A 21,108-nucleotide genomic window follows, 5' to 3' on the forward strand; every position below is an offset into this window, starting at 1 on the left:
CGCACCGCCCGGTCGTCGTCGAGCCTGCCGCGGATCTCCGCGGCCGTGCCCACCGCGGCGCCCCCGGAGTAGGCGGGCCCCCCCGCGCGGGGCGTTGCGGGGGGGGAGGCCCCCCCCCCCCGCCCCCCCCGCGACGCGCCACCGCCTGCGCGGCGGGTAGGCCCCACGGGGGGACGGCGGCGGCCCCCCACCACCCCCCCGCCGCGCCCCACCAGCGGGGGGGGCCCGAGGCCATCCTGGCCGAGCTCAGCCCATCGACTTCGCGCCGTCGAGCGACTCCCGAATGATGTCGGCGTGGCCGGTGTGCTGCGCGGTCTCGGACATGATGTGCATGAACGTGCGGCGGGCGCTCCAACGCGCGCCGGGTTCGAACCACGGCGCCTCTGGCAGCGGCTGACTCGCGTTCAGGTCGGGCAGGGTGCGCACGAGCTCGTCGGTCCGCGCGGCCACCCGCTCGTACTCGGCGAGCAGGCCGGCGAGGGTCTCGCCCGGAAGCATCCGGAACGCGTCGGACCAGGCGGCGAGCTGTTCCTCGGTCATCGAGTCGAAGTCGGGGGTGGCCGCCGGGCCCTCGACGATGAACTTCGCCCAGTTGGCCTCGACCGCGGCCACGTGCTTGATCAGTCCGCCCAGGCAGAGCTCGCTGACGGTCGTGCGCAGCGCGGCCTGCTCGTCGGTCAGGTCGCGGGTGGTGTTGCGCAGGAAGAAGCGGTGCTTGCCCAGCATCTCCAGCAGGTCGGTGCGTTCGGTGTCGAGAAGCGTCTCTGAAGTCATGAACCCAAGGTAGAACCCATTGCGGCCAGTTTCTGTCCGCAATTGCGGCGATACTGGAGAACATGGCCGACACGAGCGCACGCACCCTCCGTCTGCTGTCGTTGCTGCAGACCCATCGCTACTGGCCCGGCACGGAACTGTCGGAGCGCCTCGGCGTTTCGGCGCGCACCCTGCGCCGCGACATCGACCGGCTGCGCGACCTCGGCTATCCCGTCCACGCGCGCCCCGGCGTCGAGGGCGGCTATCAGCTGGCCGCCGGCGCCGCGCTGCCGCCGCTGGTCCTCGACGACGACGAGGCCGTCGCCATCACGGTCTGCCTGCAGGCGGGCTCCCAGGGCGCGGCCGACGGCCTCGCCGAACCGTCGGTGCGGGCCCTGGCCAAGCTCGTCACCGTGCTGCCCACCCGCCTGCGCCGCCGCGTCGACGCCCTGCGCGCCATGACCATCTCCACCGGCTGGAACGCCGTCCCGCTCGCCGACCTCGACCCCGCCGTCCTCACCGACCTGGCCATGAGCTGCCGCGTCGAGGAACGCCTCACCTTCACCTACACCGCCGCCGACGGCCGCACCAGCGCCCGCGAGGTCGAACCCCACCGCCTCGTCTCCCTCGGCCGCCGCTGGTACCTGGTCGCCTACGACCTCACCCGCCACGACTGGCGCACGTTCCGGGTCGACCGCCTCTCCGACTCCCACACCACCGGCATCCGCTTCCGCCCCCGCGACCTCCCCGCCGCCGACGCCGCCACCTTCGTCCGCGACGGAATAGGTTTCGGCCGCACCCTCTACACCGTCCGCGCCGACATCGAGGCCCCCGCCCCCGACATCACCACCCGCGTGGGCCGCTGGTGCACCGTCACCCCCCTCACCGCCACCCGCACCCACATCGAAATGACCGTCGACAACCTCGACTGGCCCCTCCTCGTCCTCGGCCGTTCCGAAGCCCCCTTCACCGTCCGAGAACCCCCGGAACTCGTAGCGCGAGTAGCGGAATGGGGCACCCGCTTCACCCAGTCGACCGCCGACGCCGGCTGACTCCGGACGGGGCGACCCGGTGCCCGGCCGTGCGACGGCCAGGCACCGAGATCGGTCAGTCGACGCTGCCGAACGCGCCGTGCGGCAGCAGGTGGTGCAGCCACTTGCGCAGCGGGTTGTGGCCCAGGTGCAGGCCGTTGTCGTCGTGCCACCCGCGGTCGACGAACTCGGCGGAGGTCGGCGCGGGGGAGGCCTGCGCGGACGCCTGACCGGCCACTCCGGCGAGGGGCAGGGCGAGGAACGCGGCGGTCAGGGTGAGGCGGGTGAGGGCGCGCCGGGAGGAGTGGGAATTCGAGAACACAGGTGGATCCTTTCGAGCTGAATCGTGCTGGTCCTCACTCTGCACCGTGTGCCGCGAGCTCGCCAGCCCAGTCGGGACCGGACCGGGGTCTACCTCGGACCGTACTGCGGCGGCTGACCGGGATGCCCCTGGGGCGCACCGTAACCCGGCATGGCTTGCGGTTGATAAGGCGGGTTGCCCGGGTACCGCGCGCCGGGATGCGGACCGGCCGGCGGCATGCCGTACGGCTGCATCGCCTGCGCAGGCCACCCCGCCCGCGCCGTCCCCCTGCACCACCGACGAGTCGACGGCAGCACCGCGAGTACGAACGTGGCCACCGGGAACACCATCACCAGCAGCGAGATCGCCCAGGGGACATCGACGTAGGCCCCTAGCATGCTGTCGACACTCGTGTTCCCGAAGATCGAACTCTGCTCGCTGATGAGCGGGAAGTCGTACTCCAGGCTCAGCACGAGTCCCGTGAACACCCCGAGCAGATACGCCACGATCACGCCGAAGCAGCCCAGCGCCACCAGCGTCGGCCCCGACCCGCGCCTGCCGAACACCTGCATGGCCCCCGCGAGCAGCATGACCGCGGCGACGAGATCGAGCGCGAACGACACCGCGACCACGATCGACACCCACCCGGGCATGAACCCCCACCCGAACAGCGGACTGCCGAGGCGCACCGTGTTCACCACGTACATGAGCACCCCACCGACCCCGGCGAGCCCGCCGAGCGAGGCCAGTATCGCCGCGGTCATCGCCGTCCCTCCGGTGGTGGGGCGCGGGGCGGGGGCGGGATACATGGTTCCTCCTGGAATCGACAGTCGCAGTCCCGAGTACCCACTCCATCGCTCATCCATCCCGATGTCGCGGCGGCGATCAGCCCTGCCGGTACCGCTGCTTGCGGCGACGGTGGAAGAACAGCTGATCCACCGCCACCGGCGCGACCATCGCGGTGATCTCGGCCAGCCGCGTGTCGTACTGATGCTCGGTGATGCACCGATGCAGATGGGCGCGCCGCTCCGGCCCCAGCTCCGCCCAGACGGCGCCGAAGCGAGCACGGGCATCGTGCCCGGCGACGGCGACCACATCCAGTAGCGCGGGCCAGCACCCGGTTTCGGTCGCCCGAGCCGGCAGCTCGGCGACCGCCGCGTCGGACAACTCGGCGAGCGCGCACCCGACGATCGTCTTGAACGCATCGTCCATGCGCGTGGTCAGGGTGAACAGCCCCCGCCAGCTTCCCGCGTCGTCGCGACCATCCAGTGAACGCACCAGCCCCGCCGCCGCCCCCGGGTCGTCGAACACGGGGTTCCCGACCAGCGTCCACAAGCCCAGCGGCGTGAGATGCCCTGTCATGGTGAGGAATTCCGGCACGGCCCCCACCCGCAGCGCGGTGACGACCAGGCCCCCGACATCCCGCGGCCGCGCATTGCCGAACAGCACGTCACCCACCCGGCTGATCACATCGGTGTCACAGCGCGAGAACACCGACAGCGCGGCGTGTTTCAGCGCGGGCGGGCCGGCGAGAACGGTCTGCGCCATCCGCGGAATCCGCCGATACGGCCCGTCCAGCAGCTGCCGCACGACCGCGCTCAGGATCTCGACGTCGTACGCGTACGCCGCCGAATGGATCAGCCCCGCGTCATCGTGCACCCCCGCTTCGACCGCCGCGATCAATTCCGGCGTCGCACAGGACAAGAACGGCCCCGCGGTCACATAGTCGCGCCGCCGCAGCAGTTCGTTGACGATCTCGACCACCGGCTGCGTCGGCGCGATGTCCGCGATCTGCTCGATCGCCCGCGGATCGAGATAGGGCGCGCAGTCGGCCGCGTACCGCGGATCCAGCATCGTCAACGTCTCCGCCGCCTTCAACGGATGCTCGACCCCCACCGCCCCCGCCGCCCGCCCCGTAGTCATCGGCGGAACCAGCCGCTGCACCAACGGAATCGAGATCGACAGCGGAATGAACGGCACCAGCGCGCTGATCCGCCGAAACGTCTCGGTGTGCTGATCGAACAGCACCCCCGAGATCTGCTGCTGCAACTCGTGCAACCGATCGGCCCCCAGATACCGCAGGTGATGCACCCGCTGCGGATGCACGTGCAGCGTGCGAGCCAGCAGAATCAACTGCGCCCGCGTCGTCAGATCCGTCATCGCCCCCCGAACATGATCTTCTTCGTCACCGCGCGCAACGGCCGCGGCAACGCCCCCATGATCGAGTCGATCGACTTGTCCAACGCCTTGGCCTCGAACGTCACCGCCGACCGCATCAACTCGAACAGATCCCGCGCTTCCTCCGCGGGCAGCCCCTGCAACGCGGGCAACGTCCCCGGCGCGCCGTCGCCCCGGTCACCTCGAACAACCATGTGACTCCTGAACAACGCGCGACTCTCACCCCGAGCATGCCGCCCCACCCGGGTACTCACCAGTACTTCGCCAATATCTGTGCGTTACAACGAAGATTCCGGCACAGATACATGTGAACCGACGTCCCACCGACGATGTTCATGGGCGGGTTGTGACTGACAGTTCTGCCCTGGTTCGTTGACATGCGAGTGTGCGCGTCGGAAGATGGCTGAGTCGAACGCCGGTGAGACAAGACGCGACGCAAGGCGATTTGGGTGGGGGACCGTTGTGGCTCGAGTGACTCGTGTGACCGAGAATTCGCAACGTATCAGGCCGCACAAGCCCGAGAACAGTGTGGAGTGTCGGTATCAGGTGGTCACCGACGTCGACGGTGAGCAGCTGATCCATCTGTCGACCTTCGGCTCCAAGAATCGCGCGTCCAAGCCGAAGAGTAGTCAATCCCTGCAGATTGACCGCACGATCGGCGTCAGCATGGTCGAGCTGTTCTGTGAAACATTCGGGCTGACCGCGCCTGGTGACGACTACGAGGCTCGACTGATCACCGCGTATCAGGCGAACCCGAGCTTGTTCCGCAAATTGATCGCCAACGACGTCGACGCCGAAGACGTGGTCGGTCTGGCCCACCGCCGAGTCCAGGTCGAGCGGTTTCGAGCCTTGCTGACCGACGAGGCGGTATTCGCTCAGGAGGCGGCGGAGATCGACGGTAAGGGCAAGGAGAAGGTCTGGCAGCGATTCTTCGAGCAGAATCCCTGGATCCTCGGCACCTCACTCGCTACCCAGGTCTTGACCGCGTGGGATGTCCGCCGGCTCGAGCAGGTCGTCGCAGGGTTCGCCGTCACGGGCTCGGGCAAGCGCGTCGACGGGCTGCTCCGAACAGCGGGCCGGATTCGATCGATGGTGTTCGTCGAGTTCAAGACGCACGAGACCCCGTTGTTGACGACCAACGAGTACCGTCCCGAGGTGTGGGGCCCATCGAAGGAACTGGCCGGCGCGGTAGCGCAGGCCCAGACGACAGTGCACATGGCTACTCGCCAGATTGCCGACCGGCTGCAATCCAAAGCCGAAGACGGTAGCGACATCACCGGAGACTGGACGTACATGTTTCGGCCGAGGGCGTTCGTTGTCGTCGGTCAGCTCGAGCAGCTCGTCGGTGCCTCGGGTGACAACCAGGCGAAGATCCGCTCGTTCGAGTTGTATCGCCGAGAACTCCAGACCCCCGAAGTGGTGACGTTCGACGAACTCCTGGCCAGGGCGGAATGGATGGTCAACACCTCGGCTACCGAATAGCAGTACAGCGGGCGTCATTCGTGCGGTTCGACGCCGCCGCCCAGAACCTTCCCTCCGACGATGATCGGTCGATAAACGCGATCTAGTGCGACTGCGTGGGTCGCTGTACTCGAAAGCGACGCGAATACAACTGGATTCGGTGCGGTGGATGAGTTGTTCGATTGTCACCATCCAAGATAGATGGGCTGTGAGGCCGGACAGGAGATTCGGCCACCTACGCCGGGGAAGGCAGAGGCCACGGGTGAATCGCTTTCGATGAGCACGTCGAGGAGGAAGGGGGGTACGTCGCCGAGCCTGGTCGTATTCGGGGCGATGGGAAGACAGTGTCGGTGTGGGACGGTTTGGCCGGTATGACGAGTGATCGGGTGCTTTCAGGTCCACGTCGTAGACCTGCCGGCGTAGCTGAACGAGAGCAGAGAGCGGGGTGCCCGGCAAAGAGAACGGTGCACGGACCAGCTCGCTCGGACGGCCTACTGGCCCATGCTCACTCCGTCAACTGACGACGGACGTAGGAGAGGTCAATGCTGCAGTGTTGGGATATCCGCTCCTGCCGCCACCTGAGCTTATTGTCGACCGGTTGGTCCCCGGTGACGAACACGACGATCAGTGGTCGGCTGGTGCCGGTGACCGCCTGATTAACGGCGGCCCACAAGAGGTCCCGAAATGTTCGAGGTCGCCCCCAGCAGAGGTACCGTCGCATCGCACCCGATTCCACTTGGCAATGCATCGGCTTCTCGCCGATGCTGCCTGGAACCGTGGTCCAGCTGTCGCCCAGGACCTCACGGATGAACTCGCTAGGCGGTGACAGTCTTTGAGTGGCGTAGGCAGCGAACGGGCCGACATTCTCCAACGCGCGGGCGTACTCTTTTAATGGGCCGTCCTTGATCCAGACTCGCATCCCTTCGGCGGTGTAGTAATCGGCAAGCTCGCCGCCGATCAGGGGATCTTCCACCCACTGCGTGTAGTACTTGGTCTTGTCGCGTGATGACATTTCTTCCCAGTCGAGGGCACCGACCTGTCGGTACAGCTCTCGGAGGACGGCGTCACGAACCTCGGCAGGAACACTGGTCTCGGCCACATCACTCTCTCTCATCGAGCCATCAAGGAGATGACTTCTCGAGCGCATCGATCACACGCTCGGCGGACACGTTTGGATCTTCGTGTTCCCAGCAACGGACGACGGTCCATCCCGCGGCTTCCAGCGTGCGGTTCGTGTCCTCGTCGCGTAGCCGATTGGCATCGATCTTCGCTGCCCAGAAATCCGAGTTCTTGGTGGATGGGCGGTAATGGTCTGGACATCCGTGCCAATAGCATCCGTCCACAAAAACTGCAACATGAGCACGCGAAAAGACGATATCCGCCGTTCTCCGGAGCCCTGTGATCGGCCGCGTGGAGACGCGATAGCGGAGGCCCTGTTTGAACAGAACTGTACGGAGCTGGAGCTCAGGACTGGTGTCTCGACTCCGATTCCCTCGCATGGCAGCCTGGACTGCCGGTGATGAGGCCCACGATTCTGCTGACGGTATCCGATCTCGAACCAGGCCCGCCATCCGTGCCAACTCCCATCCCTGGACAAGGTTCTCAAACCGCGACGACGGGCTGGTCACTGTTCCCAAGGATCTGCGCACTGTACGTCCTTCGGACCGCCATCTTAAATATGCGCGGATGCTTCGGCTACCGGCAACCGGCTTCAACAAGATGGAACCCTCTGTGGTGCAACCATTGTCGAGCGGCACGATACGTCGATGTACGCCACCCGCACTGCGATTCTGCTCCCTCTCGACTGCGGCTCTGGAACGACCGGGTCGCGGCCTCCACGCTCGATCAGGCACAACGTTCATGCGCGGTTCTCGACATCCTCCAAGACCTTTAGTACAGCCTTGGCGAAGATCTCTCCCAGCAACGGTGGAACCGCGTTGCCCAGCTGTCGCATCTTCTCGCCACGAGGACCACTCAAGATCCAATCATCGGGGAACGTCATCACTCGTGCCACCTCGCGAACTGTCATGTACCGATGACGATAACGCCGACGAGCACCCTTGGATCCGGGAACCAGGTCGTCGGTCAGCAAGACCGATTCGCCGCCGGGGACTCCATGTACGCCAGCCTTCACGGTTTTCGCAGGGCGATCGAGGCTATTTGGGGTATGCCCGTTGTAGATTCGCGCGTCCGGCCAACCGACGTGATCTTGCGGCATGTCTGGATACTGCACGCGGTCAAGCCGGTTCCAGCGAATCTTGGGCAGGCGTGGCAATGGTCCCTCGTGTGGCGAGATCGCGTCGCGGAGTGTGCGCCAGGGTCGAAGTTTCAGTTCTTCGAAATCTATTGAGGGCTGGGCTGGCAGTTCTGCGATGACTCGCTCTCGAACATGTTTGGGTACTCCTGGATGATTATTCCAATACTGGCCATTCGCGATTGACTGATACAATGCAGCTTCCGAATGGGTTCGCTTGACATTCTCGAAAAGAATCGACTCATCGATCTTGAGGTCGCTACGAAACGCTAGAATGATAACGCGGTTTCGTATCTGCGGGACGCCGTAGTCGGCGGCATTGACTTCAAATTTGTAAACCTGGTATCGCTCAGTCGCTTCTCCAGAGGAGATCTTTTGTCTACTTCTTAGCGTGGCGTCATGCTCGGTCCATGGCACGGTATCATCGCGCTCGACAAAGGGGAACTCGAGCTCGCGGAGGATGTACTCGAAATACGGTCTGAACGAGGGTCTCAACAGGCCTCGGACATTCTCGCAAATGACAGCTTTCGGCTGAATCTCCCGAATTGCGCGAAACATCTCTGGAAACATGTTTCGCTTGTCTTCGTCACCTTTGGCGATACCTCCCAGGCTGAACGGCTGGCATGGTGGCCCGCCAGCCAAGAGATCGACCTTGTCATGCAGATAGCGCATATCGAGAGTGGTGACGTCACCGCGGACCAGCAGCCCTTTGCCGCCCTCGGGTACCCGCTCATCCTTGCCTCTCGGCTCGGCGCCGTTGGCTTCCAGTGTGTCGCATGCATGCTTGACGAACTCGTTCAGCAGGAGGGGTTGAAACCCTGCACGATCGACAGCCATCGCCAAACCTCCTCCGCCAGCGAACAATTCGACCGAGGTCTTCGGCTTCGACGCTGGCGGGTTCGGCACAGGTGTGGTCCTCACTTGTCGGTGGTGGATGTTGATCATCCCGGGCCCTGCCCTGGTCGGTCAAGGGAAGGTGTGGTGGCGAGCCGTAGTATGGGTCTCGACCGCGAAGTTCTAGTCCGTGTCGACGATCGCATACTTCGGCATCGCGCGATTCTTGACTCGATAGACCAGGGGATTGCGGTCCTTTGGTGCAGCCGCGCGCGGTAGTCGGAGGCTCAACGCCATCACTACGCCCTGCGGGAAGCCGTCGTCCCCTAGCTCTTCCTCGGCCCTTGTCTTGTCGATGACAGGATAGAGAAGCGCGAATCCAGTACGTTCGGTTGACGCGACTTGAAGGTCACAGGCTGTGCGGTGCAGGCTTTCCGCGTTTCCTCGAATGTGACCGTTATGGTCGACCATGCGGCCATGTATGGAGTATTTTCCGACTCCGCGAATATTGACCTTTGAGCGGTTCTTCTGCTGCGGCATCACGACCTGCCATTCATGCACGGCATCGTCCGGCAGTGTGGCGATCCACGCGAGGTCTGCTGTAAAGTGTTTTGGGTCCTTCCAAATAAGCTGCTTCAGCACGTCCACCATCTGCGAATGGGTGATCCCACCGGTCAATGCATCGAATGACCGACCGGCGTGCGAAAACTGGACGCTTTCCTTGGCTGCCGACAGGAGAGGGATGCAAGCATTGATGTTCCGGTCCAAGACTGCCTGATTGCTTATAGCAGGATAACCGGAGCTGGGCTCCTTGGATAGCGTCCTGCGCTCGACGAGTTCGGCGTTACGCATCTTGTTTGGCGCTGTCGGTCGAAGTCCATGCCGCGATACCAACGGCTGGACATCCTCCGGCGTAATAGTTGGACGGCCATCCACCATTGCCGCGTACTGTCGCAGTTCCGCGCGGAAATCCTCTTCGTCCCAGCACGCAGCTTCCAGCGCATCGCGCACTCTGGCGGTGATGAACAGTCGAACGAGGTCTCGGTACCCTGGTCGGAATCCGAACCAGCGCCCCATCTGCATGAGGGCTTCGGCGTGCCCGGCGTTCCGGGAGTAATAGGTGACGGTCAGCCCTTCGACGGTGAAGCCTCGGGCAAGTTTGTTGCCGCCCACCAGGATGCGCCATACCGGCCGCTTGTCGAAGTCAAGTTCCTCCTGCTCGATGTCCTTCTCGCTGTTGACAATTAGCACGGGTTCACCGCTCGGCGCGATCTGCCGTGCAGCACGGCTGATATGAGGAGCGAGCTCGTTGAAGGAGCTGGGCATCGGGTCGCTGAACCGCAATGCCTCTGTGACGGGTGCGAAGTCTGCGATGTACAGAGTATGTAGTCGTCCGAGCGCGCTACCTGTGAGGTACCCACCGGTCCGCCACTTGTCGCGAATCGCGTCCGCTCGACTGCGATGTGCGTCCTTGCGCATTGTCTCGTGGACGAGCATCGTGTGGTGCCGGAAGGAACGGCTGTACTTGTCGGGGTCGATCTCCTGACGGAACAGCTTGATGGCGCCCGCCAACACGAAAGAGTCGAGGGCGGCCTGGAGTTGTTGTTCCTCCTCAGTATCGCCGTCGTCGTTCCGATCGTCAGGAATCCTCAGGTGTGCCTTTTCTGCAGAGTTGGCAAAGGTCTTTTCGTGTTCGGGAATGGATGAGTCCATGTCATGGAAGTCCGAGGCTCCCATGTACCCCGATGGCCGCTCCAGGGCGATCAGGTAGTCTTTCGGGAAGATATCCTCTGCATCGTGTGGGTCGACGAAGACGTTAGCGAACGGTGTCGCCGTATAGCCCACATACTGCGCCCGCGGCAGCATGCCGAGCAGGTTTGATATGTGCCTGTTGATCGCGGTGCGCTTCTTGTTCTCTGCGGTCCATGTCTTCGGGTCTGTCGTGTTGACGGAGGCTTGGTCCGACTCGTCGTCGATGATCAATGTAGGGATGTCGGCGAGCCGATCTCCGGTGGTTCTAAGATCCTTTACCATGTTGTTGAGGACGGAACTGTTCTTCTTTACGATGATCAGACGCGCGTCACTCGTGAACAAATTCTCCGGGTGCCATAGCGGTTTGGTCCGGTCTCGCCGCTCGAACTCGAGCGCGGGAAGCCCCTGTTGGAGCTTTCGGTAGTCGAAATTCCGGGTGGTCATCCGATGAATATCGGGTCGACCCACCTCAGACGGTCGGACACCGTGACTGACGAACTTCCCCTTCGCCCAATCCTCGTCGTCGAGGTAATCAATGCGATGGCGCGCGGTTTCATCGGACTCGTCGGCGCCGCGCAAGACGTTCTCCCGTCCCACCAATTCCATGTCTAGGCGGCGTTGCGTTTGTTCACGCAGCATATTGGTGGTTCCGGTCATGACGATGATCAACCGATACCCCGCGTCGATGGCCTTGGCAATGACGCCGGTGAAGTTCGCGGTCTTGCCGCTTTGCACATAGCCCACGACAAGGCCTTTGGTTTGTCCTGCCTTCGGTCTTGCCGGATCGATGAGTCTCTCGACGACATGGTTGGTCGCACGGTCCAGATCAAGAATCGAACCCTCACTCCAGCCGCGGCTCTCGCGGAGGTATTTTTCATAGTGCGCCCAATAGAACTCCCGATCGCGTCGCACCTCATTGCTGTACCACGGATCCCATGGGGATGCGATGACCGTTGGGCCGCTCTGAGATGTGATGGGGAAGTGCTGAGCAAACTCTTTGGCTGTAATATCCGAAAGGCCGAGCGCGGCGATGATTACCGCGCGACGCTCCTCTGAGTTGGTCGGTGTCTGGTTTGTCCAGGGATTTTCCTTTACTGGAGCATTGTCCCATCTTGCGATATTGAGGTGCAGTGCTCTACGGAGTGGGTCATTGGCGGCTGCCCCCGCAACGTACTCCCTCATCCGATCCTCGGACGCGTCGAGGGTCGGATCGAGATCTTCCGCCTCGATCAACGCGCGACGAACCAGAGCCCGGGGCGCGTTGTTTGCCATGCCACGAATTGCGGTGTTGTATGCCTCGGCAAGTGTGTTGGCCATAGTCATCCTTCGAATTCGGCGGCCCGGGAGACGATATCGGGCACCGGCTGCGTGGTTTCGAGACCGTCGAGATTGATCCGATACTTCACTTCTGAGATCCGACTCATCGGCACCCTGTCCGTTCGGATGGCCTCCGGCGTCAGACGCGGAAAGTCGCCGATCACCGCGTGCGTGGCACTTGGGCTACGCCTGGTCCAAACTGTCGACAACTGATCCCTAGCCGATTCATACCAACCGGATCCGACAAGCTCGGCGTCGAACCTGTCGCGAAGTGCATCGACCGAAAGCTGATCTCGGACGGCATCCACAAGTTCGGGGAGCGTCCAACCCGTGCCTGCCCCAGCCGAGGTGATCTGGTGCGAGATGACCCACAGGGGGCGGTCGCCGGTAGGCACTAGTTGGGTCACTGACTCGATCCAGTGCGTACGCCGCTCGCTTGAGGTCGTCTTGACCTCGATATCGAGGGTCGGCAGCCCGAAGTCGTGCTCTTCGGCATCCCCTCCCCGCCACGCGTGTACCGCGTCTCGTGCGCCGAGGGGGCCGAGAAGCCCAGCTAGTACGAGAAGCTCGCCGAATAGTCCGACTTCGCGCTCCCGCGAAAGCGTCGCCGGAGAAAGGAGCAGCGAGGATAGTTTGGCCAACGTGGCGCGTAGCGCAGCCACGGGTTTCATCCCATCGAGTTGAACGCGATCAATCATCGCGCAGAGCACCGGGTACGCATCTCGGAACAGAGCTCCGCTGGTCACGACGACTTCCAGGTACCAAGCACCATCGAAGGTGGTGATTCGAGTCTCGATGTTGCTGAGGCCGGTATCCGGTGCCGCGCTGACAGAGGGGATCTCGATACGTAGTCCGAGTTCCGGGGCAACTGGATTGATGAAAATGCTGGCAACGGGTGTTCCGGGGACAGGCAGGGTCATCGGTACCCGATTGTTGACGTACTGGTCAAAACCCTCTGCGGACAGGTGGCGTACATCGACTGCATCGCTCCCTGTCATAGCCGCTCCGCTCGCACCGCCGCAGTGAGGATGGACTGCCACATCTCGATGTTGTCCTTGTCTTTCTTGCCGAGGTATTCCCCTTCGAAGACATTCGCGACCAGGAGGTACAGGAGGGACTTGACCAGCGGGACGTCGTTGAGGCCGCCATGTTTGCCGCCGAGCAGCATCTTGCGGTAGCGCTTGTTCAACCAGAGGGTATGTGTGTCCCGATCGATTCGGAAGAACGCATCATCGACGAAGGTATCCCAGCGAATCGCGATTGGATCTTCCCCGCGGACTTCCGGAATCTCGTTCTGGATCGTCGCGCGCACACGGGGCGGCAGCCCCTGCCCGGGGTGGATCATCGGAGTCCGCCTCGACACTCGCGCCTGCGACCTTCGGAACAGGTTTTCCGCGATTTCGAGATACTCGTTCAACGTGGTCCCGTCGCTGGCTCGGGCTGCAGCAGCCAGTCGCGCGAACTCAGGGCCGGTTCGCACCCGTGACTTCTCCGGGTTCATCTGGAAAAGGCCACCTATGTCACCGTCTATATCGACCTCGACGCGAGCCAACTTCAGTCGCCGATCCGCAGCGTGGACACCGTCCCATCCACCTGACTGCAGCAGGCGGTCACGGCGGTAGAAGTACAAGCCCTGGTGGTCGTCAGAGCGATCGAGGAGGCGATATTGAGGGAGGTTGGAGGGTTTGGGCCACAAGTGGCAACGGAATTCCACTCGATACGTACCCATCTCGGCGATCAGAGGCTTCGGGTAGTCGTCCAAACCTGACTGCGGGTAGCCGAAGGGGTCCAATGCGTCGACCGGGACCTTTGTGCCCAGAAGAGGGTTATCGACATTCAATACCTCGACGTCGATCTGGAGGCGTCCGTCGGCAAGGAATCTGTGGAAGGTCAACCCCAGGTGTTGGCATATTACGGTGATCATGCGGTCGAGGTATGCCTCGATCTGCGCGGAGTCGGTGGTCGCGGGGAACGTGGATACGTCATCCCAGCGGATCAGTGTGCCGCTGCTGCCCGTGCCGAACGGCCAGTCCTTGTCGAACTCTGCGGAGACGAACGATGAGGCGACCACATCGCAGCGAAAGTCACTGCGGGACACAATATCCGGACGCCAACGTCGTCCGATTGGCTGCTGACCCACGACACGGGACATTACGGTCAGGCTCTTTGCCTGGCTGAAGGAGGCAGCCTTGAGCCCAAGGCCGAAGTGGCCGAGATCGCTGGCGCTGTAGTCGCGCTTGCCCCCGATCGTCATCGCCGTGTTGATCGTCGCCGCCGTCATGCCACATCCGTTGTCAAGGATGTACAGCGCGACGAGACCCTGGTGTGCGCGGATGAAACGGATCAGCACCTGTGTCGCCTGCGCGTCAACAGCGTTGTCGACGAGGTCGGCGAGCGCGGTCTCTAACGAGTGATTGCGACCGATGGAATCAAGCACCCGCGGGTCTGGGGGGAGCACGATGCTGCTCTCCGTAGGTACTTCCTGACTCCACACGACCACGTGCATTCCCCTCGCTCGGCCGACATTCGCGCTCCAAGTTGGACATCGGGGACTGTCCCCGGTCGCGTATACCACTGATATGGCTCGGCGGACCCCCTTCGTTACGAGCTTAGGGCACGGGGAACCCGGCCGCTTGAGACCCGATACGCGCGGTTTGGAGCGGCTCAGGCACCTGCTCTCGACGGAGCTACCCAACCATCGTTCTGGAGGAGTACTTGAAGACGGCTACTCCTCATTCGGGGGAGGTTAACGCCGCACAGACGGGTGGGCCTCGAGCAGCTATCTGGCTCTTTGATAGCGGATTCGCTATCATGCATACATGGACGTGGCCCGCAGCTCCCCCCATGCGACTGCCGGCCGGTTGATATACGAGGCGCGTCAGCGCAGGCGGTTGACGCAGCGTGAGCTGGCCAAACGTGCCGGGGTTGCGCAATCGACCGTGGCTACCCTGGAGTCAGGGCGGCGGCAGCCGTCGTTTGCGATGGTGGAGCGGTTGCTGGCGGCGGCGGGGTTCCGGTTGGGGACCTCGTTGGTGAACGCTGTTCGTCCCAGTGTGTTGCTCGAAGAACACCGGTCCGAATTCGAAGCCCTGCTGGCCCGCTATCCGGTCGCCAATGTGTGGTTGTTCGGGTCGGTGGCCCGTGGCGAGGACCGATCCGATTCGGATCTGGATCTGCTCGTCGAGTTGGCCGCTGGAGCTTCGGTACTGGATATCCTCGACCTGGACGCTGAACTCGGTGAACTTCTCGGTTGCCCGGTCGATGTCGTGACGACAGTGGATCTGAAGTCCAACGAGTTGCTTCGTCGTGGTGTCGAGCGCGGTCCGAAGCGGCTCGCCTTCGCCGCATGAACGACGAACGGACAGATCAGCGACTGCTCTATGTCGAGGCCACGCTGAAGGAGATCGCCGAACTCGCCGCGCGGGGTCGCGCCGCCTTCGATGCTGATATCGCGGTGGCCCGAGCATGTCAGTACAGCGTCATTCGACTCGCCGCCGATCTGGACAGGCTCGGAGAAGAGTGGCTGGCGGATCATCCGGACGTTCCATGGCGGCTCATCAAGGGGATGCGCAATCGGATCGCGCACAGCTATTGGCTCGTAGACGACGACATTGTGTGGGCAGTCGTCGATGTGCACGCTTCCGAACTCCACCGGTTCTTGGCGGCGGAGATCGACGCGGCGCGTGCTCGATGGGCGGCAGACTAGGTCTCCGCGCCCTTCGTCGAGGAGCGAGCAGGCTCAGGAACTCTGGCGCACCTTGATCGCGTCCCTGGAGATGAGGACGTCGAATTCGCCGGGGGTGGCGATGACGGCGTTGCCGTAGGCGGACTTGACGAAGGGGGTGGTGTACCAGGTTCCGGAGTTCATGTCTTCGAAGAAGTCTCGGTCGCCGCCGTTGAGGAAGAGGTGGTCCTGGGTGGGGGACTTGCCGTCGAGGCGTTGGCCGTAGAGACGGGTGATCTTGTAGCCGGAGTGGAAGCCGAGGGCGTTGACCCAGGGGTGGAGTTCGACGATGTTGGCTTGGAGGACCCAGAGGTTGCCTTCGACGCGGTGGGTCGAGGTGGTGTCGGGGGCGCCGTCCTCGCCGAACAGGGTCAGTTCGACGTCGAGTTGGGCGTCTTGTCCGCCAACGGGTTTCGCGATGACGTGGGCCGCCTTGATCTCGCCGGTGAGACCGAGGTAGGTCTGGAGCAGGGTGGCGATCCAGAGCAGGAGGACGGCGACCAGGAGGAGTGCCAGGCCGGGGAGACCCCGGCCGGCGATGGCTTTCGGGCCGCGGTGGCGCCGGGCCGCGAGCACGGCGGAGACCAGCAGGGCCAGGGCGAGGGCGATCAGGAGGTGCAGGCCGATCTGGGCGAGCCCGAAGGTCACCGGGAAACTCATGCACTGGGTATACCCCGAATTCGGCTGCGGTAGGGGTGGTCTGGCTGTTCTCGGTAGGCTTTCACAGTGGCGAAGTATCGGGTGCTCGTCGGGGTTCATCTGGTGTTGCTCGACGCGGAGGGCCGGGTGCTGTTGGGGCGCAGGCTCGGCACCGGTTTCGGCGACGGGTTGTTCCATGTGCCCGCGGGACATCTCGAAGCGGGGGAGACGGCTGTCGCGGGGTTGATCCGGGAGGCGCGCGAAGAGGTCGGGGTCGAGATCGCCACGGGAGAGGTGGAATTCGCGCATGTGCTGCACAGTCACGAACGCGTGCAGCTGTTCTTCGTCGTGCGCGGGTGGCGGGGCGAGGTGAGCAATCGTGAACCGGACAAGTGTTCGGAACTGCGCTGGTTCCCGGTCGGTGAGCTGCCCACGGACATGGTGGCGTACTGCCGCGTCGCGCTCGACGCCATCGTGACCGGACGCTCATTCGCCGAATTCGGCTGGCAGGATGCCTGATCAGTCCTTCGCCGGGCGGTGACGTAGGAGCAGGGCGAGTACGACGGCGCAGCCGGTGGCCATCAGGAGGGCGATGGTCGCCGGCGTCGCGTCGCGATGGACGTCGGCGGTGCGGTACCAGGTCGACGAGTAGGCCAGGTGACCGAATCGGTTGTCGCTCAACGCGACACCGAGCGACGGTACGAACAGGATCGCGAGGCCGACGGTCGCCGAGGCCGGGCTCACCGGGACCGCGCAGCCGACGCAGTAGCCGCAGACGGCGCCGAGCGCCAGGCAGCCGAGGGCGGCGATCCAGTTCGCCGGGGGCTCCAGCAGGTCGGTGGTCAGGACGAATACGGCCAGCGCGACGACCGCCGCAGCGGCGAACAGCGGACGCGGCCGGCGCCGACCCGCCAGCAGACCGGCGCCGACGGCCAAGACTGTGCAGACATCGATCCACCCCGACCGGGGCAGCGTGATGACGAGACTGCCCGTGACGGCGAAGCCGGTCAGCAACAGCACCAGCACGCCGTCGCGGCCGGGCAGGATCAGTGCCGCCGCGGTGGCCGCCGCGACCACCACGGCGGCGCCGAGAATCAGTGGCAGCACGTGATGCTCGCTGTCGGCCAGCGCCAGCGACGTCGTCAGGATCGTCGAGAACGCGATGACCGCGGCGAACACGGGAGCCAGTGGGATCGCGGTGTCGAGGAGGCGGTGCGGGCGGGCCGCGGAGGTGATCGCGAAGTAGGCGAGCGCGAGCACGCTGGCCCCGATGAACCACAGCGGCAGCGTGCCTGCCAGGACGCCGGCGAACCCCGCCGAGGACCGGTCGGTGGGCGTCTCGGTGAGATCGCCGAGGATGGTGGCGCTCGGAACGGCGAACAGGAAGACGGCCCGCAGCAGCGGTTCGTCCCAGACCGCGACCGCCAGCGCGCCGAGCGCGGCCCCGGCCAGCAGGGCGTCGACGAAGTTCAGTGTGGGCAGGGACAGTCCGGTGACCTGGTCGGGGTCACTGTTCGGGGCGAGCGCCAGGTGGCTCAGCAGGATCCCGGCCAGCGCGATCAGCGCGGTCCACTTGGCCGCGCGGGCGCTGCCGACCGCCACGGTGACCGCCGCCGTGATGACCGCGACGAACGCGCCACCGGTCATCGCCCGCGGGATGTTGAACACCAGCAGGTCCAGTCGCCGCGAAGCCGCGAGCGCGGCGAAACTGATCGGCAGCATGATGGCCAGCACCGCGACCGACGTCGCGACGAACACCGTCAGCGCTTCGGCGGCGGCACGGACCTCGCCGCGCGCCGGGGGCCTCATCGGATCCACGCCGCGGCGAGCGGCCGGGTGTGGCGGCCCGCCGAGCGCCGCTGCTCGTCTGTGTGCACGAATCTCCGATCCGGCCGAGGCGTCAGTCCAGGAGCGACCATGCGGGAGTCTATCGAGGTCGCGGGCCCGGGATCGGCTCCTCGCCGTGGCACGCGGACGTGTCGCGGCGGCCTCCGGTCACCCGGCGCGCTGACCCGGCGGCCGGGGCATGCGACGATGGGCGAATCAGCATGTCAGGCAAATGATTCGGAAGGCTGGTTGATGCCGAGCGGCGTGGTGAGCTGGTTCGACAGCGGCAAGGGATTCGGGTTCATCACCCCCGATGCGGGTGGGGCCGAGGTCTTCGTCGAGTACACCGAACTCGTCGGCGAGGGTTTCCGCACCCTGCGCGCTGGTCAGCGAGTGGAATTCGGGGTCAGGGAGACCCGGCGTGGTCCGGAAGCGCACCACGTCCGGGGCCTCTAGCGCGGCCGGTGGTTGCTACGCCCTCATTGTCCCAACGGGGAATGACATGGTTCGGCGTCAGTTCTGGCCGCTGGGCCAGAAGCGGCTGGCGCGCTGGCCGTGTACCGGCCTGGTCAGGTTGGGGTCCTCGGCCTCGGTGATGCCCACCTGCATGAGCAGGATCATGGTGACCATGCTGATGCTGACGATCAGCGGGGTGAGCAGCTGGGACGCGGTGGCGCCCGCCGCGTGGGCGACGTGGGCGCTGGTGTGCGCGCTCATCGAGAACATGCCGGTGTAGTGCATGCCGGTGACGGCGACACCCATCAGCAGGGCGGCGCCGATGGTCGCGATGATGCCGTGGACGTGCAGGGCGAACCACAGCGCGGCCGTCGCGGCGACCACCGCGATCACCATCGACAGCGCCACCACGACCGGGTCGTAGACGATCTCGATATCGGTCTTCATCGCGTACATCCCGGCGTAGTGCATGGCGCCGACCCCGAGACCGGTGATCGTGCCGCCGACCGGCAGCGCGGCGCTGTCCCAGCTGCGGCGCACCACGATCGACAGACCGAGCCACACCACCGCCATCGCGACGGCGGCGCTGAACAGGGTGATCGGCACGTTGTATCGGATGGTCGCGCCGTGCACGGAGAAACCGAGCATCGCGATGAAATGCATGACCCAGATTCCGGTGCCGCCGAGCGCGATCGCGGCCGCGGTGAGCCAGCCGCCGTGGTTACCGGAGGCGCGCGAGCGAACCATGCAACGTAGCGCCAGCATCGACCCGAGGACGGACATGAGATAGGCCAGCAACGGGGTGACCCAGCCGTAAGTGAAATGGTTGATGTCCAGCACTGTCTGCTCCCTTGCGCGCTACTCCGCGAGGTGTTCACTGCCTCACGAACACGGAAAATACGCTGGTAGAAAATTTGCCGTACTAGGTTTCGTCAAATTTCTAGGGGCGGTGACGGTGCGCCGTCCGAGTGGCGTAGAGGAATCGATGGTGAAGCGGGGCGGTCGGTTTCACCGGATGCGCGCCGAGAATGTGGCATCCGCGCCGCTATCACCTCGGCATACGCCGAGCATCCGGTATCGGGTGTGTGAGCGCCCCAGCCCGCGCCGGGTCGGGGTTGGGTTCCTCACAGTCGGCCGAGAAGAGTGTGGAGGAATTTGTCGGATCATGGCATTGTTGTTGGGGAGACCGGGACCGGACTATTAGGACCTGGCTCGTCTACAGAAGGTTTAGAAATGGCTCAGGGCATTGTGAAGTGGTTCAACAGCGAGAAGGGCTTCGGCTTCATCGCACAGGATGGCGGCGGACCCGACGTCTTCGTGCACTACTCGGCTGTTAGCGGCTCGGGCTTCCGCTCCCTCGACGAGGGTCAGCGCGTGGAGTTCGAGATCGGTCAGGGCCAGAAGGGCCCGCAGGCACAGGACGTTCGCGTCGTCTAGTTCCTGCGCTGACCAGCGTATGAGTTGAAGCTCCGCACCGGACCGGTGCGGAGTTTCTGCGTTTCCGGGCTCGTTCAGCCCACCGCCAGCGCCTCGGCGCGGAAGAACTCGTCGGTGACCGCCCGCGCTCTGGTGAGATCGCGAGGCGCCTTCGTGGCGAAGGTTTCCGCGGCGTGCGTGAACTCCGCGGCGATGAAGGCCGCGATCGGCGCCGGGACGACCCCGGTGCCCATCTCCCTGGTGCGTGACTTCAACTCGGTCAATTCGGTGACCGAGGCGACGAAATCAGGTGGAAGGGGGCACTCGGCCAGCAGTGTCGGCAGGTGCATCGGCGCCACCGCCGCCTCGGGGTGCTCGCGCAGCCAGCGCAGCGCCATCGCCGGACGCAGCGCGTAGAACACCTTCTTCAGCCCGCCGGTGCGCTCGAACAGCGCGTACTGGCGCGCGCCCAGGTGCAGATAGTGCCGGGCGACCAGGTCGCGATCGGCGACCTCGGCCGCGACCTCGCGCAGCCGGGCACGGAACACCGCGTCGCCGCGATAGACGATCGGTGACATCAGCCACTCGATCAGCACCGCGTTGCCCTTGACGAGCAGGCGCAATGCCTTGGCCAGGTCCCAGCCGTTCACATCGAGCAGCCCGACCAGCGGCGTCTCGATGACATCGCGGGTGCGCCACGGCGACAGGTAGGTCTCCAGGCCGGCCACGTAGACGAAACGGCAGTCGTAATCGGAATCCGGCGAGGGGAAACCCCAAGCCCGGCTGCCGCTTTCGATGGCCAGGCGGATGGTGACGCCGTGCTCGGCCGCCACCCGGTCGAGCTCGGCGTCGACGGCGGCGACGACGGCCGGATCCATCGAGTCGGGGACGGTGCGCAAGGACATGCGGTGATGGTAGGCGGCGCGACTCCGAGGGTTCACCCGGTTTTCGGGCAGGGGGGTAAGGGCAACCGAACCTCGCCGACTATCCTGGTCGGCGGTAACTGCCGACCCCTTTCTTCCCCAGGAGTACCCCACAGTGAGCCAAGCAGGCCGTCCTGTAGTTCTGATCGCCGACAAGCTCGCCCAGTCGACCGTCGACGCGCTCGGTGACGGTGTCGAGGTTCGCTGGGTCGACGGCCCCGACCGCCCGGCCCTGCTCGCCG

At 64.6% G+C, this 21,108-nt stretch carries 22 protein-coding genes; 7 read left to right on the plus strand and 15 right to left on the minus strand.

Going from position 1 to position 21,108, the window contains the following annotated elements; translation table 11 throughout:
- Positions 1–246: 246 nt before the first annotated feature.
- A complete protein-coding gene (locus QH270_RS00950) occupies positions 247–774 on the minus strand; it encodes a DinB family protein (protein ID WP_280338448.1) in 528 nt (175 codons plus the stop codon).
- Positions 775–836: 62 nt separating this feature from the next.
- On the opposite strand from QH270_RS00950, the gene QH270_RS00955 reads away from it, so the two are divergent.
- Positions 837–1,805: a helix-turn-helix transcriptional regulator gene (locus tag QH270_RS00955; protein WP_280338449.1), complete on the plus strand. Its 969-nt coding sequence runs from the start codon at positions 837–839 to the stop codon at positions 1,803–1,805.
- A 55-nt stretch (positions 1,806–1,860) separates the two neighbouring features.
- On the opposite strand, the gene QH270_RS00960 is transcribed toward QH270_RS00955, so the two are convergent.
- The 4 genes from QH270_RS00960 to QH270_RS00975 all read right to left on the minus strand — a co-directional run bounded on the left by QH270_RS00960 (position 1,861) and on the right by QH270_RS00975 (position 4,457).
- Entirely contained in the window at positions 1,861–2,106 is a 246-nt protein-coding gene (locus QH270_RS00960; protein WP_280338450.1) for a hypothetical protein, read from the minus strand.
- A gap of 89 nt (positions 2,107–2,195) precedes the next feature.
- Positions 2,196–2,849: a hypothetical protein gene (locus tag QH270_RS00965; RefSeq protein ID WP_280338451.1), complete on the minus strand. Its 654-nt coding sequence runs from the start codon at positions 2,847–2,849 to the stop codon at positions 2,196–2,198.
- 121 nt (positions 2,850–2,970) lie between these two features.
- Complete coding sequence (locus tag QH270_RS00970) at positions 2,971–4,245, minus strand: hypothetical protein (protein ID WP_280338452.1); 1,275 nt, start codon at positions 4,243–4,245, stop codon at positions 2,971–2,973.
- Entirely contained in the window at positions 4,242–4,457 is a 216-nt protein-coding gene (locus tag QH270_RS00975; protein ID WP_280338453.1) for a hypothetical protein, read from the minus strand. Before QH270_RS00975 ends, QH270_RS00970 begins: the two co-directional genes overlap by 4 nt.
- Positions 4,458–4,662: 205 nt before the next feature.
- Between QH270_RS00975 and QH270_RS00980 the strand changes: the two genes are divergently transcribed.
- The gene (locus tag QH270_RS00980; RefSeq protein ID WP_280338454.1) at positions 4,663–5,745 is read left to right on the plus strand and encodes a Shedu immune nuclease family protein; all 1,083 of its coding nucleotides are present in this window, start codon (positions 4,663–4,665) and stop codon (positions 5,743–5,745) included.
- 484 nt (positions 5,746–6,229) lie between these two features.
- On the opposite strand, the gene QH270_RS00985 is transcribed toward QH270_RS00980, so the two are convergent.
- The 6 genes from QH270_RS00985 to QH270_RS01010 form a co-directional block, all read right to left on the minus strand.
- Positions 6,230–6,823, minus strand: coding sequence for a hypothetical protein (locus QH270_RS00985; RefSeq protein ID WP_280338455.1), 594 nt, complete (start codon positions 6,821–6,823; stop codon positions 6,230–6,232).
- 22 nt (positions 6,824–6,845) lie between these two features.
- Positions 6,846–7,586, minus strand: a complete 741-nt coding sequence (locus tag QH270_RS34495; protein ID WP_348537624.1) for a very short patch repair endonuclease — start codon at positions 7,584–7,586, stop codon at positions 6,846–6,848.
- Positions 7,583–8,923: a DNA cytosine methyltransferase gene (locus QH270_RS00995; protein ID WP_280338456.1), complete on the minus strand. Its 1,341-nt coding sequence runs from the start codon at positions 8,921–8,923 to the stop codon at positions 7,583–7,585. The genes QH270_RS34495 and QH270_RS00995 overlap by 4 nt, the downstream gene beginning before the upstream one ends.
- Positions 8,924–8,995: 72 nt before the next feature.
- Positions 8,996–11,881 (minus strand): Z1 domain-containing protein, encoded by a 2,886-nt coding sequence (locus QH270_RS01000; protein WP_280338457.1) that lies wholly within the window; start codon positions 11,879–11,881, stop codon positions 8,996–8,998.
- 2 nt (positions 11,882–11,883) lie between these two features.
- Complete coding sequence (locus QH270_RS01005; RefSeq protein WP_280338458.1) at positions 11,884–12,879, minus strand: PD-(D/E)XK motif protein; 996 nt, start codon at positions 12,877–12,879, stop codon at positions 11,884–11,886.
- Positions 12,876–14,318 carry an ATP-binding protein gene (locus QH270_RS01010; protein WP_280338459.1) on the minus strand — a complete coding sequence of 481 codons (1,443 nt, stop codon included), beginning with the start codon at positions 14,316–14,318 and terminating at the stop codon, positions 12,876–12,878. The genes QH270_RS01005 and QH270_RS01010 overlap by 4 nt, the downstream gene beginning before the upstream one ends.
- Before the next feature lie 382 nt (positions 14,319–14,700).
- Here QH270_RS01010 and QH270_RS01015 point away from each other — a divergent pair, with 382 nt between their 5' ends.
- Both QH270_RS01015 and QH270_RS01020 read left to right on the plus strand, forming a co-directional pair.
- Complete coding sequence (locus tag QH270_RS01015) at positions 14,701–15,231, plus strand: nucleotidyltransferase domain-containing protein (protein ID WP_280338460.1); 531 nt, start codon at positions 14,701–14,703, stop codon at positions 15,229–15,231.
- The gene (locus QH270_RS01020; RefSeq protein ID WP_280338461.1) at positions 15,228–15,587 is read left to right on the plus strand and encodes a HepT-like ribonuclease domain-containing protein; all 360 of its coding nucleotides are present in this window, start codon (positions 15,228–15,230) and stop codon (positions 15,585–15,587) included. The genes QH270_RS01015 and QH270_RS01020 overlap by 4 nt, the downstream gene beginning before the upstream one ends.
- A gap of 33 nt (positions 15,588–15,620) precedes the next feature.
- Here QH270_RS01020 and QH270_RS01025 read toward each other — a convergent pair whose 3' ends face one another.
- Entirely contained in the window at positions 15,621–16,265 is a 645-nt protein-coding gene (locus QH270_RS01025; RefSeq protein WP_280338462.1) for a hypothetical protein, read from the minus strand.
- A gap of 66 nt (positions 16,266–16,331) precedes the next feature.
- Here QH270_RS01025 and QH270_RS01030 point away from each other — a divergent pair, with 66 nt between their 5' ends.
- Positions 16,332–16,763, plus strand: coding sequence for an NUDIX hydrolase (locus QH270_RS01030; protein WP_280338463.1), 432 nt, complete (start codon positions 16,332–16,334; stop codon positions 16,761–16,763).
- On the opposite strand, the gene QH270_RS01035 is transcribed toward QH270_RS01030, so the two are convergent.
- Positions 16,764–18,053, minus strand: coding sequence for a hypothetical protein (locus QH270_RS01035; RefSeq protein WP_280338464.1), 1,290 nt, complete (start codon positions 18,051–18,053; stop codon positions 16,764–16,766).
- A gap of 270 nt (positions 18,054–18,323) precedes the next feature.
- Between QH270_RS01035 and QH270_RS01040 the strand changes: the two genes are divergently transcribed.
- Positions 18,324–18,527: a cold-shock protein gene (locus QH270_RS01040; RefSeq protein ID WP_280338465.1), complete on the plus strand. Its 204-nt coding sequence runs from the start codon at positions 18,324–18,326 to the stop codon at positions 18,525–18,527.
- 57 nt (positions 18,528–18,584) lie between these two features.
- Here the strand turns inward: QH270_RS01040 and QH270_RS01045 are convergent, their stop codons facing one another.
- Positions 18,585–19,367: an MHYT domain-containing protein gene (locus tag QH270_RS01045; RefSeq protein ID WP_280338466.1), complete on the minus strand. Its 783-nt coding sequence runs from the start codon at positions 19,365–19,367 to the stop codon at positions 18,585–18,587.
- Between the two features lie 393 nt (positions 19,368–19,760).
- Here QH270_RS01045 and QH270_RS01050 point away from each other — a divergent pair, with 393 nt between their 5' ends.
- Positions 19,761–19,964, plus strand: a complete 204-nt coding sequence (locus QH270_RS01050) for a cold-shock protein (protein WP_280338467.1) — start codon at positions 19,761–19,763, stop codon at positions 19,962–19,964.
- A gap of 74 nt (positions 19,965–20,038) precedes the next feature.
- On the opposite strand, the gene QH270_RS01055 is transcribed toward QH270_RS01050, so the two are convergent.
- Complete coding sequence (locus QH270_RS01055) at positions 20,039–20,848, minus strand: nucleotidyltransferase domain-containing protein (protein ID WP_280338468.1); 810 nt, start codon at positions 20,846–20,848, stop codon at positions 20,039–20,041.
- Positions 20,849–21,108: the final 260 nt, after the last annotated feature.

Origin of the sequence: Nocardia neocaledoniensis (assembly GCF_029868625.1) — a bacterium.
Classification (GTDB): domain Bacteria; phylum Actinomycetota; class Actinomycetes; order Mycobacteriales; family Mycobacteriaceae; genus Nocardia; species Nocardia neocaledoniensis_A.

Excerpts from the sequence above, each read along its gene's own strand:
- QH270_RS00975 (WP_280338453.1), bottom strand. The coding sequence starts at position 4,457 with ATGGTTGTTCGAGGTGACCGGGGCGACGGCGCGCCGGGGACGTTGCCC.
- QH270_RS01050 (WP_280338467.1), top strand. The coding sequence starts at position 19,761 with ATGGCTCAGGGCATTGTGAAGTGGTTCAACAGCGAGAAGGGCTTCGGC.
- QH270_RS01025 (WP_280338462.1), bottom strand. The coding sequence starts at position 16,265 with ATGAGTTTCCCGGTGACCTTCGGGCTCGCCCAGATCGGCCTGCACCTC.
- QH270_RS01020 (WP_280338461.1), top strand. The coding sequence starts at position 15,228 with ATGAACGACGAACGGACAGATCAGCGACTGCTCTATGTCGAGGCCACG.
- QH270_RS01035 (WP_280338464.1), bottom strand. The coding sequence starts at position 18,053 with ATGAGGCCCCCGGCGCGCGGCGAGGTCCGTGCCGCCGCCGAAGCGCTG.
- QH270_RS01040 (WP_280338465.1), top strand. The coding sequence starts at position 18,324 with ATGCCGAGCGGCGTGGTGAGCTGGTTCGACAGCGGCAAGGGATTCGGG.
- QH270_RS00955 (WP_280338449.1), top strand. The coding sequence starts at position 837 with ATGGCCGACACGAGCGCACGCACCCTCCGTCTGCTGTCGTTGCTGCAG.
- QH270_RS00980 (WP_280338454.1), top strand. The coding sequence starts at position 4,663 with ATGGCTGAGTCGAACGCCGGTGAGACAAGACGCGACGCAAGGCGATTT.
- QH270_RS01000 (WP_280338457.1), bottom strand. The coding sequence starts at position 11,881 with ATGGCCAACACACTTGCCGAGGCATACAACACCGCAATTCGTGGCATG.
- QH270_RS01055 (WP_280338468.1), bottom strand. The coding sequence starts at position 20,848 with ATGTCCTTGCGCACCGTCCCCGACTCGATGGATCCGGCCGTCGTCGCC.
- QH270_RS34495 (WP_348537624.1), bottom strand. The coding sequence starts at position 7,586 with ATGAACGTTGTGCCTGATCGAGCGTGGAGGCCGCGACCCGGTCGTTCC.
- QH270_RS01005 (WP_280338458.1), bottom strand. The coding sequence starts at position 12,879 with ATGACAGGGAGCGATGCAGTCGATGTACGCCACCTGTCCGCAGAGGGT.
- QH270_RS00970 (WP_280338452.1), bottom strand. The coding sequence starts at position 4,245 with ATGACGGATCTGACGACGCGGGCGCAGTTGATTCTGCTGGCTCGCACG.
- QH270_RS01015 (WP_280338460.1), top strand. The coding sequence starts at position 14,701 with ATGGACGTGGCCCGCAGCTCCCCCCATGCGACTGCCGGCCGGTTGATA.
- QH270_RS00965 (WP_280338451.1), bottom strand. The coding sequence starts at position 2,849 with ATGACCGCGGCGATACTGGCCTCGCTCGGCGGGCTCGCCGGGGTCGGT.
- QH270_RS00995 (WP_280338456.1), bottom strand. The coding sequence starts at position 8,923 with ATGATCAACATCCACCACCGACAAGTGAGGACCACACCTGTGCCGAAC.
- QH270_RS00950 (WP_280338448.1), bottom strand. The coding sequence starts at position 774 with ATGACTTCAGAGACGCTTCTCGACACCGAACGCACCGACCTGCTGGAG.